General features: G+C 42.1%; 10 protein-coding genes. 6 read left to right on the top strand and 4 right to left on the bottom strand.

The window, feature by feature from the left end; translation table 11 throughout:
• The first annotated feature begins 103 nt into the window (after window positions 1-103).
• A complete protein-coding gene (locus LS48_RS02095) occupies window positions 104-1,444 on the top strand; it encodes an MBL fold metallo-hydrolase (RefSeq protein ID WP_062619476.1) in 1,341 nt (446 codons plus the stop codon).
• Here LS48_RS02095 and upp read toward each other — a convergent pair whose 3' ends face one another.
• Complete coding sequence (gene upp, locus LS48_RS02090) at window positions 1,445-2,098, bottom strand: uracil phosphoribosyltransferase (protein WP_062619474.1); 654 nt, start codon at window positions 2,096-2,098, stop codon at window positions 1,445-1,447.
• Window positions 2,099-2,306: 208 nt separating this feature from the next.
• Here upp and LS48_RS02085 point away from each other — a divergent pair, with 208 nt between their 5' ends.
• From LS48_RS02085 to LS48_RS02070, 5 genes are all read left to right on the top strand, one after another.
• On the top strand, window positions 2,307-3,764 hold the full coding sequence (locus LS48_RS02085; protein WP_062619472.1) for an NAD(P)/FAD-dependent oxidoreductase: 1,458 nt from the start codon (window positions 2,307-2,309) through the stop codon (window positions 3,762-3,764).
• An 88-nt stretch (window positions 3,765-3,852) separates the two neighbouring features.
• A complete protein-coding gene (locus LS48_RS15470) occupies window positions 3,853-3,993 on the top strand; it encodes a hypothetical protein (RefSeq protein ID WP_165586682.1) in 141 nt (46 codons plus the stop codon).
• A 53-nt stretch (window positions 3,994-4,046) separates the two neighbouring features.
• Window positions 4,047-4,445, top strand: coding sequence for a hypothetical protein (locus LS48_RS02080; RefSeq protein WP_062619470.1), 399 nt, complete (start codon window positions 4,047-4,049; stop codon window positions 4,443-4,445).
• 142 nt (window positions 4,446-4,587) lie between these two features.
• Window positions 4,588-8,919, top strand: a complete 4,332-nt coding sequence (locus LS48_RS02075; protein WP_062619468.1) for a CusA/CzcA family heavy metal efflux RND transporter — start codon at window positions 4,588-4,590, stop codon at window positions 8,917-8,919.
• A gap of 11 nt (window positions 8,920-8,930) precedes the next feature.
• Entirely contained in the window at window positions 8,931-10,094 is a 1,164-nt protein-coding gene (locus LS48_RS02070; RefSeq protein ID WP_062619466.1) for an efflux RND transporter periplasmic adaptor subunit, read from the top strand.
• 208 nt (window positions 10,095-10,302) lie between these two features.
• Here the strand turns inward: LS48_RS02070 and LS48_RS02060 are convergent, their stop codons facing one another.
• The 3 genes from LS48_RS02060 to LS48_RS02050 form a co-directional block, all read right to left on the bottom strand.
• Window positions 10,303-11,574, bottom strand: a complete 1,272-nt coding sequence (locus tag LS48_RS02060; protein WP_062619462.1) for a hypothetical protein — start codon at window positions 11,572-11,574, stop codon at window positions 10,303-10,305.
• Window positions 11,575-11,754: 180 nt separating this feature from the next.
• Window positions 11,755-13,893: a catalase gene (locus LS48_RS02055; protein WP_062619460.1), complete on the bottom strand. Its 2,139-nt coding sequence runs from the start codon at window positions 13,891-13,893 to the stop codon at window positions 11,755-11,757.
• 1,070 nt (window positions 13,894-14,963) lie between these two features.
• The gene (locus LS48_RS02050; RefSeq protein WP_062619774.1) at window positions 14,964-17,015 is read right to left on the bottom strand and encodes an ATP-dependent helicase; all 2,052 of its coding nucleotides are present in this window, start codon (window positions 17,013-17,015) and stop codon (window positions 14,964-14,966) included.
• Window positions 17,016-17,089 lie beyond the last annotated feature (74 nt).

Raw genomic sequence — 17,089 nt, 5'->3', positions numbered from 1 at the left:
TGAAAAGAAAAAGACTTTTGAAATGCCTATGATCGATAATGTGGCATTCCATCATTCATACCGGGCGAAGTCGAAGTATTTTCTCTATAAAAATTCTAAACACATGAAAATCAAACAATTTGAATACGAACCCCTTTCACATTTCTCATACGCCATTATCAGCGATGGCAAAATGGCGCTGGTAGATCCCGAAAGAAACCCAATCCAGTATTACAAATACGCCGAAGAAAACAATGCCAAGATAGTTGCGGTATTTGAAACCCACCCTCACGCCGATTTTGTGAGTTCGCATCTACAGATACACAATGAAACGGGCGCGGAACTGTATTGCAGCAAAAAAACGGGTGCCGATTATCCGCACACTACCTTTGACGATGGCGATGAGGTGAAAATCGGCAATACGATATTCAGGGCCATTAACACACCTGGTCATTCGCCGGACAGCGTTACCATTGTTGCCACCGAAGGAAACAAGACCGCCCTTTTTACGGGCGATACCCTTTTTGTGGGCGATGTGGGCCGCCCAGACCTGCGCGAAAAGGCCGGCCATATGAAGGCCAAACGCGAGGAACTTGCAAAGATGATGTATGATACCATTCAAAACAAATTCACCGACCTGCCGGACATCGCCTACGTTTATCCAGCCCACGGCGCAGGCTCGCTCTGCGGAAAAGGGATGAGCGAGGACGCCTCCTCAAGTACGCTGGGCAACGAACGCATTGGCAACTGGGCCTTTAAGAAACAGACCGAGCAGGAATTTATAGATCATCTACTGGATTCCCAACCTTTTATCCCGCACTATTTTGGCTATAATGTGGATGTAAATAAGAACGGCGCAGCCAACCTGCGGGCCGCATTGGGCGGTATTCCATTTAAGTTGGATGTTGAAAAGGCCGAAAACGATGCCCTCATTATTGATATTCGCGATGAGAAAGATTTTAAGAAAAACCATTTGCCGGGCAGTATAAATATTATGGCTATTTCCGACACGTCAAAGTTTGAAACCTGGTTGGGGTCTATTGTACGGCCCGATGAGAAATTCCACTTGGTTGTTGACTCTATTGAAAATGCTGAAAAAATTCTTCACCGTACGGCTAAGATTGGTTATGAAGCCAATGTGAAAACAGTATTTGCCCTCGGGAGTGCCAGTTTTGAAAAATCGGCTGCTTTCAATTTGGAGGATTTCAAAAAGAATACAGAAAAGTACACCATTGTTGATATCCGTAATGAAAGTGAGGTATCCGAAGAGAAATTCTTTGACAAAGCCATTGCTATTCCACTACATCAATTGCGCGAGAAAGCGGAGGAGATTCCTACCGACAAACCCATAGTGGTACACTGTGCAGGAGGATACCGCAGCGCTGCCGGCAGCAGTATTCTGCAGAAAGAGTTAAAGATTGAAAAAGTTTATGATCTAAGTGACGATGTTGAGGATTTTAAATAATCACAATTTCACACCAAAGGCCAAATCGCCAGCATCGCCCAAGCCAGGCAGAATATAGCCTCGGCTATTGAGTTTTTCATCTACGGCTGCTATCCAAAGATGTGTATTTTCGGGAAATTTATCCTGGATATAAGCTATTCCCGGTTTGGCGCCGATGATGGATAGAATATGAATTTGCTTTGGCGTTCCGTGACTTTTAAAGGCTTTAAGTACGTTTTCCAACGTTTTTCCCGTTGCCAGCATCGGGTCGGTCAATATCAAGGTTTTTCCCTCAACGGAGGGCGATGCCAGATAATTTACGATCACTTCAAAGGCATCGCCGCCATCGGGATGGTGCCGAAATGCAGAAATATAAGCGTTTTCGGCCTTGTCAAAAAAACTTATAACCCCCGTGTGAAGGGGCAGGGCCGCCCGTAAAATGGAACAAACTACAATATCCGTTTCGGGTACTTTCATTTCCTTTTCCCCCAACGGCGTTTTTACCACTTCCGTTTTATAGTGCAGTGTTTTGCTCATTTCATAACTGAGAATTTCTCCAATACGCTCAATATTTTTCCGAAAGCGCATGGAATCCTTTTGAATGGAAACATCGCGCATTTCCAGAACAAATTGGTTGAGAACAGAATTTTCGTTGCTGAAGTCGTGGACTATCATAATCTAACTGAATAGGTACGAAGTTATAATTTCTTGCCGATGAATGGAATATTTCAATAATAATATTTCTGCTGTGTAACAAAAGTTACTGTTTTTTCAAATAAATAAAATCAATTTTGAAGAGTCTAATTGTCTCAATTTTATATGATTAAAATCATTTTAGGGTTTTATTCATTGATGTAAATTAGACATTTAAAACTTTCGAAAAATGTCAAAAATCGTAATATTGGGTGCAGGAATCTCGGGTCACGTAGCTGCCTCACACCTTCGCAGAAAACTGGACAAGACCCACGAAGTAATCGTGGTTTCGCCCAATAGCAATTATCAGTGGATTCCCTCAAACATCTGGGTGGGCATTGGCCGAATGAAATCAAAGGAAATACTTTTTCCGCTTGCGCCTTTATATAAAAAGAAAGGAATTGGTTTTAAGCAGGCGAAAGTTACCTCCTTTTATCCCGAAGGCGATAGCGAAACTGAAAAGCCATTTGTGGTGGCTGAATATGTTTCCGCAGAAAAAAAAGGCGAAACCGAAAGAATAACTTACGATTACCTCATAAACGCCACAGGTCCCAAACTCAATTTTGAGACTACCGAAGGATTGAACCCCGGAACAAACAAAACGTATTCGGTTTGTACCTATACCCATGCAGACCACGCCAATGAAGGTTTACAGGCCCTAATTGCTGAAATGAAAAAGGGTAAAGAGGCAAAAATTGTTATCGGCACAGGCCACGCAAAGGCTACCTGCCAAGGTGCTGCCTTTGAATATATATTGAATGTGGAACAGGAGCTTCGCCGTCAAAAGGTTCGCGACAAAGCTAAAATCACTTGGATTTCCAACGAATATAAATTGGGAGACTTTGGAATGGACGGTATGTTGCTAAGCTACGGCAGCAACATTATGAAATCGCACGAAATGGTCGAGATGGTTTTTGAAGATCGCAATATCGATTGGATTCTGGGCGCTGGCGTAAATAAAATTGAAGACGGACTTGCACATTATGAAACTTTGACCGGGGAATATAAAACCATTGAATACGATTTTGCGATGCTGATTCCATCCTTCTCTGGCCACGGATTCAAGGCTTTTGATAAAAACAATAACGACATTACGGATAAACTTTTTAAAGGATTTATGATCGTGGATGCAGACTACGCGCCAAAACCTTATGAAGATTGGACGGTGCAGGACTGGCCCGAAACCTATCAAAACCCAAACTATCAAAACATTTTTGCACCGGGGATTGCTTTTGCACCGCCGCATAGCATTTCCAAGCCCCGCAAAAGTCCAAATGGCACCGAAATCTTTCCAGCGCCACCAAGAACGGGGATGCCCTCTGGAATTACGGCCAAATTGGTTGCCGATAATATTATAGACAGTATAAAAAACAATACGGAATCCTTGCACCATAAAGGCTCTATGGGCAATATGGGCGCGGCCTGTATCGCCTCTGCGGGCTTTGGGATCACAAAGGGCAGTGGGGTTAGTATCACTACCTTTCCCATTGTGCCAGATTACAAAAAATATCCAGATACCATGGGCAGAAAACTGGGAAAAACCTTTGGAGAAATCGGGCTGGCAGGCCATTGGCTGAAACTTATGTTGCACTATGCCTTTATTTATAAAGCCAAAATGAGACCTTTTTGGTATTTAATTCCTGAATAATTAGGCATTAGGCAGTAGATAGTAAAGTGAGAATCATAGGTAGTATTCAAGAACCAATAATAATAGTAATAAAAATAAATAATAAGAAATGACACAGAGAATATCAAAATTCAAACGTTTTGTGATGATGAATCCCATCATCCAATTTTTTAAGTTTATTTTTTTAAGCATTAAAGTATTGCTCATTGTGGCCGGAGGTCATGGGGGTACGCGTGAAGTTCACAAGTAATCTTATTTCTATGCGCCTACTATTCATAATTATTGACTAATTTTACCTTTTGAATGAAATCACTGTTTGCCATATCATTTTCCTTGCTTGTCGTTTTTCAAAGCGTAGGTTTTGGCATGCAAGATATTTTTCTGCTTGGGCGCTTGGTCCAGCACGCCGAATATCACTCTGAAAATTACGGCGACGATTTCTTCACTTTCGTTGAAAAACACTACGGCTCCTTAAAAATGGAGCACCAGAAAAATCACAATGAGGAAGACGAGGAGCACGAAGAATTACCTTTTCAGCATATTTCCTGCCACCATCTTTCAACAGATGTGGTGCTGGTTCCTTTTGAAATTTCTATTGTAAAGGTGGAAATACATGCACGGCAATCGCACACCTTCCACTATCAAAATCTATACTCCTCACTTGAAAAATTCTCAATTTTTCAGCCACCTAAGTTTGCATAACAAAACGGGCCTTATTCGGAAATAATCGTTTCCAATTTCTTCTAGAGGCCACCATTTATCGCTTTAAAAGCGGTCAGTATCAATTTTTATTATTTCGATTTTCAACAGTTTTATGTTGAAGTTGATAAAACCATAATTTGTTATGCTAACTAAAATCATTCAATTCAGTATAAACAACAAGCTCATTATCGGCTTGCTTACTCTTGTGCTCATAGGATTTGGGGTGTTTTCGCTCACCCAGCTTTCCATTGGTGCCGTGCCCGATGTTACCAACAACCAGGTGCAGGTAATTACCACTTCCCGCAACCTTTCCACCCAGGATATGGAGCAATTCATTACCTATCCCGTGGAACTGGAAATGGCGAATTTGCCGGGTGTAAAGGAAATCCGTTCCGTTTCAAAATTTGGACTGTCGGTGGTTACTATTGTTTTTGAGGAAAATCTAGGCACCTATCTGCCACGCCAACTCATAGCCGAAAAGATACAATCGGCCTCCGAAAACATTCCCGAAGGTTTCGGCACGCCGCAAATGGGCCCGATAACCACGGGGCTGGGCGAGATATACCAATACATTCTCGACGTGAGACCGGGCTATGAGAACGCCTATACCGACACCGAACTGCGCACCATCCAGGACTGGATCGTAAAACGCCAACTCTCCGGCATTCCCGGGGTGGTGGAGGTAAACACTTGGGGCGGCCATTTAAAACAGTACGAGGTGGCCATCAACACCCATAAGCTGAACGCCATGAACATCACGGCCACGGAAGTCTTCACCGCCTTGGAAAAGAACAACAGCGTTTCTGGTGGAAGTTATATTGAAAAGGAAAACCAAGCCTATTTTATTCGGGGCGAAGGGCTGATTACCTCTTTGGAGGACATCCGAAATATAGTGGTAAAAAACGAGAACGGCTTTCCTATTTATGTGAAGGATATCGCCAAAGTGCAATTTGGAAGCGCCCCCCGTTTTGGCGCCATTACCGGCAACGGCCAAGGCGAAAAAATCCTCGGCCAGGTAATGATGTTAAAGGACGCCAACTCCAATCAGGTTATCAAGGATGTGCAGGACCGGGTGGCCGAAATATCCGAATCCCTGCCCGAAGGCGTGTACATCAATCCCTTTCTCGATAGGAGCGTGCTCATCGGGAAAACCACCTTTACCATTGCCGAAAACCTCATTCTTGGGGTGCTGATAGTGATTTTTGTAGTAGTGCTATTGTTGGGGAATTTCCGCTCGGGGCTCGTGGTGGCCTCGGTTATTCCGCTGTCGCTACTCTTCACGCTCTCCATGATGTATCTCTTTGGCGTGGATGCCAACTTAATGAGTATGGGCGCCATCGACTTTGGAATTATCATAGACGGGGCAGTAATCATCGTAGAATTTGTCGCCTTTAAAATCAGCAAGCACGCACCAAAGCTAAATGCCCTTCCTTCTTCCGAAAGGCAAATGGAAAAAGACGAGCTTACCGTGAAAAGCTCCTCAAAAATGATGAATTCCGCCATTTTCGGGCAGTTGATTATTTTGATTGTTTTTATCCCAATTCTCTCCCTCAGCGGGGTGGAGGGCAAAATGTTTATCCCGATGGCGCAGACCTTCAGCTTCGCCCTCATCGGCGCCATGCTGCTCTGTTTCACCTATGTGCCCGTGGCCGCCTCGGTGTTTTTAAAGCCCACGGTAGCTTCCAAAAGAAATATTTCCGTCCGCATTATGGCTTTCCTAAATCGCTTTTACGAACCCACAATCCGCTGGGCCTTGGGCGCGAAAAAGTTGGTGTTGGGCGTTGCGGTGCTGATACTTGCGGCAACCATCTATATCTTTTCAACTATGGGAGGGGAGTTTATCCCAACCTTGGACGAAGGCGATTTTGTTATCCAGCCCGTGCTGAAAACGGGAACCTCCCTTAGCAATACCATTGCCATCACCACCCAGATTGAAAAAATCCTGATAGACAATTTCCCCGAAGTGGACCAGGTGGTAAGCCGTATCGGTGCCGCCGAAGTGCCCACGGATCCCATGTCTATGGAGGAAAGCGACGTAATCATCACCCTAAAACCCAAAAAGGAATGGGTCTCTGCCAAGAGCAAAAACGAACTGGCAGAAAAATTTAAGGAAGCCCTCGCGATAATCCCCGGGATGGAAGTGGAGTTCACCCAGCCCATCGAGATGCGCTTTAACGAGCTTATCACAGGGGTTCGCGCCGACATCGCCATCAAGATTTTTGGGGAAGACCTCGACCTGCTCAGCAGCCTTGGCAACGAAATAAAAAACCTTGTGGAAAATGTGGAAGGCGCAGATGATATTATTGTCGAAAAAGTAGCCGGCCTGCCAGAGATGAACGTCTCTTTCAACCGTGCCAAAATTGCCCGCTACGGCCTAAACATTGAAGATTTAAACGAAATGATTGCCATGGGCTTTGCGGGGAAATCCATGGGCAGCATTTTTGAGGGCGAAAAGCGCTTCGACCTCGTGGTACGGCTGGACGAAAACAACCGCCGCGACCTTTCAAACCTGCAAAACCTATATGTGGATACCCCTTCCGGGGAAAAAGTGCCCCTGCGCGAACTGGCGGAAATTAAATACGCAAAGGGCGCGGCAAAAATCTCACGCGACGATACCAAACGCAGGATTGTAGTCGGCATCAACGTGCGGAGCCGCGACCTGCAAAGTGTGGTGGACGATGTACAGGAATTGATTGACGCCAACATCAAGCTGCCCGTGGGCTACACTATCGATTACGGCGGGCAATTTGAAAACCTACAAAGCGCCAAGGACCGCCTGCTGATAGCCGTACCCGTGGCCTTGCTGCTGATATTCGTGATGCTGTATTTCGCCTTTAATTCGGTCAAGGAGGCTCTGATGATTTATTCCGCCATACCCTTGGCGGCGGTGGGTGGCGTTTTGCTGCTCTGGCTGCGCGATATGCCCTTTAGCATCTCGGCAGGGGTCGGCTTTATTGCCCTCTTCGGAATTGCGGTGCTCAACGGCATTGTGCTGATAGAACATTTTAAGGAACTCAAAAAAGAAGGTATGACAGATAAAAAGGAACTGATAGTACAGGGAACAAAAGACCGACTGCGGGCGGTGCTGTTGACTGCTTCGGCTGCCGCCCTTGGGTTTTTGCCGATGGCCGTTTCAACAAACGCCGGGGCTGAGGTGCAAAGACCCTTGGCAACCGTGGTCATTGGCGGCTTAATAACCGCTACCATTCTAACCTTGCTTGTGTTGCCGGTGCTCTATTCAATTTTTGATTCAGATAAAAAAATAATCAGTTTAAAAAGAAAAGGTAAAAAGTTGCCTGTGGCCATACTTATTTTCTTGTTTGGTTTTTCGGGAATGGCGCAGGAATCCCCGAAAACATTGGAAGACTTACAGCAAATGGCTTTGGAAAACAATGCTGGCCTAAAAGCCGCTTCGCTTCAGAAAGAGGAAGCAAATGCCCTGATAGGGAGTGCTTTCAGTTTTGATAAAACTACGGTCTTTTATGAATTCAATGAAAATGATTTAGGACCAAACAACGAGCCGCTCGAAGTTTTTGGCGTGCAGCAGGGCTTTCTTTTTCCAACGGTTTATTTCGCTGAAAAAAATGTAAACAAGCGTCAGTTTGAAATGCAAAGCAGTCAATACGAACTTCAAAAGCGAAAAACGGAAGGTTTGGTGGCCGCTGCCTATTATCAGTTTCAATTTGAAAAAAACAGGGAACGTGTTTATCAAAGCTTGGACAGTCTCTACCAAAATTTTGCCCACGCTGCCCAACGCCGTTTTGAGCTTGGGGAAACCAATTATCTGGAAAAGATAACCGCCAGGGCAAAACAGCGACAGTTGGAAACCGATTATAGGCAGAGTAGGGAAGATGTGCGGATTGCAAGGGAACGTTTGAAGGCAGTTGTTCAATCCCAGGATAGCTTGCAAGTTTCAACCCAAACTTTGGAAAAACTGAAACTTTCACTTTCAAGTATGGAAGCGCACCCAGCAATAGATTATTATGAAAATAGAACAGATTTTTTTAATGCAAAGCGCAGTCTTGAAAAACAGCATTTGTTACCAGATATCAGTCTTTCCTACTCTCTGGGAAGCAATTCCGGTTTGAGCCAAAATCTGTATGCCTATCAAATAGGGCTTAAGATTCCGTTGCTCTTTAGCGGGAATGCCTCAAAAATAAAAGCTTCCAAAATTGCGGCGGACGTAAGCCAGCAGCAAGCTGAGGATTATAAAATCCAACTCAATTCACGAAAACTTCAATTGCTCAACGAGGTTTCAAAATATGAAGAAGCACTGAGTTATTATGAAACCGAGGGAAAATCTCTTTCCGAGGAAATTTTAAAAACGGCAAACATCGGTTTTAAAAATGGGGAGATAGACTTCTTTCAATACATCCAAAGCCTTGAAAACGCTTATGAAATTGAACTGCAATACCTCGAAAATCTGAACAATTACAATCAGGCGGTCATCGCCCTTAACTATTTAATACTCTAAAAATATTCGTTATGAACTATATAAAATCACTTTTGTTGCTTTCCATTTTAGTTTTGGCGGCCTGCAACAATTCAAAAACAGAAGAAGCCACTCTTGAAATGGCTTCGGAAGAAAATAATTCAGGAATAATCCATCTTTCAAAAGCACAGTTTGAAAATGCAAAGATGGAGGTAGGCCAACTCACCGAAAAACCCTTTGCGGAAACCGTGCAAACCAGCGGGATGATTGACGTGCCGCCACAGAGCCGGGCGGTGATAAGTGCCTTCGCGGGCGGATATATTAAAAACACGCCGTTGTTGGTTGGCAATAAAGTCTCCAAGGGGCAGCGTTTGGTAACCCTTGAAAATCCTGAGTTTATCACCATGCAACAGAATTATCTGGAAACCGCCGAGCAGCTTTCCTATTTAAAATCGGAGTTCGAGCGGCAGAAGATTATGTTTGATGAAAAAATCACTTCCCAAAAAAGTTTTCTAAAAGCCGAAAGCGAATACAAATCCAATTTGGCGCGCTACAACAGCCTCAAGAAAAACCTTGAAATGTTGAATATAAATCCAGCATCGGTCCAAGCGGGAAATATCGTTTCAGCTGTAAATATTTACAGTCCCATAGACGGCAACGTGACCCAGGTTTTTGTAAACACGGGTACCTACGTTTCCCCGGCCGATAAGATTATGGAAATTATGAATACAGACCATATCCACTTGGAATTAAAGGTTTTTGAAAAAGATCTCCTACAGCTTAAAAAGAAACAGGAAATTTTATTTACGGTGCCTGAGGCCTCAAAAGAAGTTTTTAAGGGCGAGGTACATTTAGTGGGAACTTCCATTGACCCGAACAACAGAACTTCTTTGGTCCACGGGCATATAGATGAAAAGGATGAGCAAAACTTCACTGCCGGAATGTTTGTTGAGGCGCAGATTGTTACGGGCACTTCAGACCAGTGGGCGCTTCCGGAAAACGCCGTGGTGGAAATGGAAGGGAAACACTACGTGTTAAAAATTGAAAATGAAACTGCCGACGAATTTGAAATCCTTCCCGTGGAAGTAAAAATTGGAGCAACTTACAATGGCTTCACAGTGATTGGGAAATCTGAGAAATTTAAACCTGAAACCAAGTTTTTAACCAAAGGTGCATTTGTGCTCTTACAGGAAGAAGGAGGGGGGCACGATCATTAAGAGCCGAAGGTCATTGCGAAGCGAAGCAATCTCCCCTTGCCTTCATTGCGAGCGCAGCGAAGCAATCTCCTGAGGGTTAGGCAATGCAGCCAACAGACTGCTTCAGTCGCTCCTTGGGTCGCTCCTTCGCAATGACCTCCTTTAACCATGCGCATAAGCGTCATTGCGAACGCAGTGAAGCAATCCCAAGCGCTGTTAACACCACCCGCTATAAACATTCAAAACATTTGTGTAGATCCCTGGGCACATCAGCATCGTCAGATCCCTTTAAAGGCTGGGTTAGAAAATTTTTGCTTTGTAGCACCTTATAGAACTCCAAAGCATAACGATCCAAATTGTTACGCCGAGCAATTAAAATATCCCTTATTTCCTTGCCATGCAATTGATGAATTTCCTTTGGCCAAGTGGCTAATGCGTGGTCTATAGCCGCATCTGTTAAATGGGTTTTGATATATGCTGCCTGAGCCTGGAATGTTTCCTTTGGCACCCCCTTTAAAAAATAGATATCAAAAGGATATACCAGCCCGGGCATATAATCTACTTCCTCCTGAAATGGACGCAATCGAGGCTGTACATTTTTGGATGAAATAATGCTGGGTAACAGGCCGTCAATGGTAAAAAAAGCATTGTCCCTATCACTTGCAAGTGGTATGGCGATATATTGGTCTTTCTTTTTTTGTAAAAACCATCCCCATTGCTTGGCGTGGCGATCCCAATCGCCTATTACAATATCAAAAAGCCTGTTTCTTACCAGTGCCGGGGTATCAATATGTAATTTATCCCGGTGTTTGAATTTTTGCTCCTGTAATTCCTCCGTGTCGATTATAGAAATAATATTTTCAAACGCTGACCAATTTTCTTCACCTTCGGTTTCATATTCCAGCCAGTACAGTTTATTGCCAAAGCCTTCATTGTATTTTCCCAAAGCCTCTTGGTTAGGAACAAATACCAACCGTGGGTGCGTATGAGGCAAGTGGACCGCCTCAGCTAGTTTTGCCACAACCATGGCTCCATAAGGATGCTGGGCGGTAATGCCGTCAATTATTAAATTCTCAATTCCCAATGTTTTGGCGAATTCAGGTATGAGCGGTTCAGGATCTTTTGCAACACTTCGTAAGGTGTAAACCAGACCTTTGCCACTTTTAAGTCGTAACGATTTTGTTTGTTTTCCACCTCCTTTTTTTAATATGGTTAGCCCTCCATAGGTCCGGTCCAAAAGAAGCACAGGTACCTTCACCGGGACTGCCCATTCCGCTCTGTATTGCTCACCTTGCATAACCTCTTTTAGCAACGCTCCCTCATACATGGTTGCCGCAGCCACGTTAACGCTATCCAGATCTTTAAAATTTAAGGTTTCCACATTTTGTTTCCCCACTAAAACATCAGTGTGTCCGGTATCGGGATGACTCCATAAGGAGAAGTAAATTATGGCGATAATAAATAAAATAAGGCCGAGTAAAATCAGTATTATTTTTTTCACATCTGGGTATTTTTAAAAAGTAAGAAAAGATTATAATTATATACAACTAATTTAATACTGGTACATAATAATGGAATTAAGACCTTTTTCCCAAAGCAGGTCTGTAGGTAATAGACCATTTTAATGTGTCAATATATTAAAATAGGGGAGTATGGTAGCTCCCCAATTTATAACTGTACATTATGCTGGAATAGTAGCTGCAATATCCATTCGGTCCCAATTGCGGTGTTTTTTTATGGCATCCTTAAATGTCTTGGCATCAACATTTATCAAAACCGCCTTGTCGTCGGTATGCTTTCCGGCATAGGTATTTTTTAGAAAGTCTTCACCTTCATTATCCACAGCTATTGCCTTGCAATGTTTAAAAGCCTCATTTACGAATTTGGTAAATTTGGCATTTTCCCCCAAGGCTTTGATTGATTTTTTCCCACCGGGAATATAAACGGCATCAAAAAGTACACTTTCGGTGGTCATAATGGAAGCGTCCACCGTATGCTCCATATTTTTATCGCATTTTATACTTCCGCCCATAGGGGCTATGATTTTTAGCACGGCTCCGTCTTTATTGGCAAGGGACTGCATTTTTTTCAAATTGGCCATATTAAAACCATCTGCGGCCAATACCGCAATCTGTCGGGTAGCAATGCTGTCGAATTTGGTTTTCGCTTGGCTCAGTGCAGGAGATTCATCCAAATAATTCTTTTTTGCCCCGGGCTGGTGTTTTTTCACATCCGCATCGGCCCCAATGGCTTGGTTAATGGGTTTCTCAATATTTTTTGGCACCTTTAAACCCAAACCTTTTGCCACTTGGGAGGCCAAATCATTGTCAATTTGATTTATAACCCAAAGCATGCGTTGCTTAATGGCATCCTGTTTACATTTTCCCAACTCAAAGGTATAGGCATTCGCAACGTGATCTTTTTCCCATTTTGATAAGCTGCGATAAAATAAGGCGGGTTGTGAAAAGTGATCGCTAAAGCTCTCGCTTCGAGTCCTGATTTTTCTAGCATCTATTCGTTCCTCATAACTCGTAAAAGCACCTTCTGCCATTTTTGATAGATGGGGACAACCCCCGCTGAGCATATTTGGGAAATAGGCTGTTTGACCTTTCGGGATTTCCATTTGCATGTGTCCGTCCCTTTGATTGTTATGATTATCTACCACTGGTCTATTGATGGGGATCTGGTGGAAGTTTGGACTGCCCAATCGTGATAATTGCGTGTCGCGATAGGAGAATAAACGGCCTTGGAGCAGTGGATCGTTTGTGAAGTCGATACCCGGTACTATATGTCCTGGTAAAAATGCTACTTGTTCGGTCTCCGCAAAAAAGTTATCGGGATTTTTGTTCAATGTCATTTTTCCAATAATCTTGACGGGTACCATTTCTTCAGGTATCAATTTGGTAGGATCCAGCAGGTCAAAATCAAATTTATGTTCGTCTTTTTGTGCTACCAGTTGTACTCCCAATTCCCATTCTGGATATTGGCCCGCTTCAATGGCTTCCCATAGATCACGGCGGTGGAAATCGGAATCGGCTCCGTTTATTTTAACTGCCTCGTCCCAAGTAACCGAATGAACCCCAAGCAACGGTTTCCAATGGAATTTTACAAAGTGCGATTCTCCTTTATCATTAATAAAACGAAAAGTGTGGATTCCAAAACCTTCCATCATTCTATAACTACGGGGAATGGCGCGATCGCTCATCACCCAGATTTGGTTGTGAAGGGTTTCGGTGGTATGGCTTACAAAATCGTAAAATGTATCATGTGCCGAAGCCGCCTGCGGAATTTCATTATTGGGCTCTGGTTTTACGGAATGGACAAGGTCTGGAAATTTCATCGCATCCTGAATAAAGAATATCGGCATATTATTTCCCACTAAGTCCCAAGTACCTTCCTCGGTATAGAATTTAGTGGCAAATCCGCGCACGTCACGAGCCAAATCTGGAGACCCCTTCGAGCCTGCAACAGTTGAAAAACGAACGAATACTGGCGTTTTTCGCTTTGTGTCATTAAATATGCCCGCTTTGGTATACTCAGGGATGGGTTCGTATAATTTAAAATAGCCATGGGCGCCACTTCCGCGGGCGTGTACTATGCGTTCCGGAATTCGCTCGTGATCAAAATGGGTTATCTTTTCGCGTAAAAGAAAATCCTCAAGCAGGGTAGCGCCCCGTTCTCCGGCTTTTAAAGAATTATTGGTGTCGTTTATCTTAAGACCTTGGTTGGTTTTCATGGTAGCTTCTTTTACTTCCCAAGAGTCTTTTTGTAGGTCTTCAATTTTTTTAGAGTGTTTTTTTTCGTCAGTTTTCTTTTTCATAATTTAATTATTGGATGAATAGCTTCCTTAAAATTAGATATTATAAAAATCGAAAAAGCACAAAGATTTCTTAAACTTTTTTCGATCAAGCGGATTTACTGTGTTTTAGATATTTATTTTACGATAAAAGTTTGTCTAGACTTTTAGAGTGTAGAAATAGATTGATAGTATCGCTAAAGCTACGGAAATACTGCCAATGCAAATTATAAAGTACTTTATGGCATTGGCCACCAGCCAGTTCCTCTTCATTTTGGTAAGCAACATACATAAATAAGTATAAATGGTATAGGTCAGCTTACTTTCGATTTGGGGATCATTAAGTAGGAGGTTAAAAATATTGTTCAAATTTCATTGCCGTTAACGCATTTCGAGATTTTCTTAACGGAAGAAAAAAAAGTCAATATTGGATGCACAAAAGAAGTAATCTATTAGCCTTGGTCTGGGATGGGTAAAGGATATATTTGGAACAGTAAATGTTCTTGCCGGAAATACACTCCCATAAATTAAAAAACCATCTTTAAGATGGTTTTTTTTTAGCTAATTCAGTTTATACTTTAAAATTATTGTGCTTTACAAAGCTTTTTAAAATAAGGGGTGCAACAATAAAGTCAAACCCCAAGTCTTTTCTTATTTTTTCATACATAACCTCCTTTTTTTTTATCTGTTGTCCTCTTAGCGGTATTTACAAAAATAAGTACCTATACCAATGTTTATTAACGGAATAGCGTATTATTTTACCTCAAAAATGTAGAATCCATTATAAGCTATGTATGGAATAAATTTAATTGATATTACTTCAATATCAATATCTTAAAAAATCCTTATTTAGATTTAATATAAATAATTTGCATATGTCGAGTCTGGGAAATACTTTTGGCGAAATTTATTATTTATATAACACCTTCACGGCCTTTAGAAGGAGCTCATGATTGGCTGCTCATTGTGAAATTTGTATTGTCCCGAATGGGTTAATTATAAAAAATCAAAAATAAAAACAAAGGGCTAAGAACTGAGAAACAATAAAGCTGAACAATATAAATAGAAAGCACCATATTTTAAAGGATGCTTATTTAACTAAAATCAAAGCCGAAATCTAAATCTATTTCATTCCTAGATGTTGCATCTATTGGTTTTTTAAATTGCCCTAATGGGCTTTCCTGCTTTACTAATTCTTCGGGTAGATTTTCAAAAAAATACGCACTTTCTTCTTCATTGGAAGCAAAGGGAGAATCTGTGCTGGCCTTATAGGCGTTTAAGGAATCTGTAGTTCTTGTAATTATCAATTCATTTTTTGCCCTTGTGAGCGCTACGTAAAGAACCCTTCTTTCTTCCTCAATTTCCTCTGAATTTCCTAAACTGTATGAGGAAGGATAGGTTTTGGGGGAAACATTGAGCACAAAACACACATCGGCCTCCAATCCCTTTGCGGAATGGACTGTAGAAATTATTACGTGGTCTTGGTGCTGTGTGGTCTGAATCTTTGATCCCTCCAAAAGATGATTACCTCCCAACCCAACTGAGTTATCCAAAATGCCTTCTGTTATAAACTCCCCCAGCGTAGAATAGTGTTCTGCCAACATTTCTAAAACAGGAAAGTCCCCTTTTCGCTTTTCCTGCCAATCCTTGGCATATTTGAGCGCCAGATCCAGTTCCATTTCTTTATAGAGATCTTTTACTGCAGCTTTCACATTGTGTTTATTCTCACTTACAGCCTCATAATATTTTTTAATTGTCTGCCCTTCCAACCCCGGAATAATAGATTCTAAAAATTCTCCATTGATCTGATCGGGTCCTACGGAAAGGATTTCGCGCAAATAGTTGCTCGCACGTACTTCGCCTATTCCATGAACAAAGGTGAGGTAACGCATCCAGGCTATTTGGTCCAAGGGATTGTTGATGACTCTTAACACCGCCAAAACATCTTTTATATGTGCAGCTTCTAAAAATTTTCTTCCCCCATAGGTTTCATAGGGAATTTTCTTTTGTAGAAAAACCGCCTGTAAAGGTTTGGTGTAATATTGGGAGCGACTCAGTATTAAAAAATCAGAGAATGATTTACCATTTTCACCAAAATCGGTTAATATTTTGTCTGCAATATAATTTGCTTCCTCAAATTGGTTGGAAACGTTTACAATTGTCGGCTTCTTTCCAGGACCTCTGTGGGCATTAAGTTTTTTATTGTACACAATAGGGGATTGCTCTAACAGCCAATTCGAGAGATCCAAAATTTCTTGGGTGGAACGGTAGTTTTTATTTAATTTTTTTATTTCTGAATTCCGTACTCTATCAGTAAAGGAATGCACATTTTTAAAATCGGCACCTCTAAAGGAATAGATGGATTGCGCATCGTCGCCAACGCAGAATAATTTACATATATTTTCAAAGGGCGCCAATAAAAACCATTGCAACGGATTGGTATCCTGCATCTCATCCACAAGAATATAATCGTAGGCATTCGACAGTATCCTCCGGGCATTCTCATCCTTATTTAGCCTATTGCCAACTACCAATAGTAAATCATCATAATCTAAGTACTTCTGTTGTATTTTAAGTTTTTGAAATTCCTTGATAACTATTTCCAAAATGGGGCGCAGTTCCTCTATTTCTTCATTGGTTTCCTCATCATCCTTCCCCTTGTGCAGTAGAACTCTTATGGCCTCGGTAAGATTTGTACGCGTATTTCTTGCAAAGGAAAACAGATCTAATATCTTCTGCGGTTTTATTCGCAATTTACCATATACCGCCTTCGCATTTCCACAGGCCATCTTCATTAATCCTAGCTGGTCGTCCGCATCTATAACGGTATAGCTTGAAGCTCCAAAGAGGTTCGGGAATAATGTAATCAATTGGTTGCACCAACTGTGAAAGGTTGAACCGTTAAGCGCTTGGGCACTGCGCCCGCTAATTCCCGCTTTTACCCGTTCTACAATTTCACTCGCAGACCTTTTTGTAAAAGTTAGGATTTGAATTTTTTCTGGGGGCGTTCCATTTTCTATAAGGTAGGCCGCTCTTCCCACTATGGTTTTGGTCTTTCCCGTGCCAGCTCCCGCCAGTAATAATAAATGTTTTCCGTCGAAGTTTATCGCTTCTTTTTGTTCTTCGTTATATACTTCCAAACTCAATTTTTTTTGTGAATAAAGATAAAGGATATTATTGAAACTTGGAAATATTCCATAATTTTGATGTTTATTCGAAT

It is taken from the genome of Aequorivita aquimaris, from assembly GCF_001573155.1.
GTDB classification, from domain to species: domain Bacteria; phylum Bacteroidota; class Bacteroidia; order Flavobacteriales; family Flavobacteriaceae; genus Aequorivita; species Aequorivita aquimaris.
The sequence above is the reverse complement of the archived record's forward strand: the minus strand, read 5'-3'. Positions and strand labels throughout refer to the sequence as shown.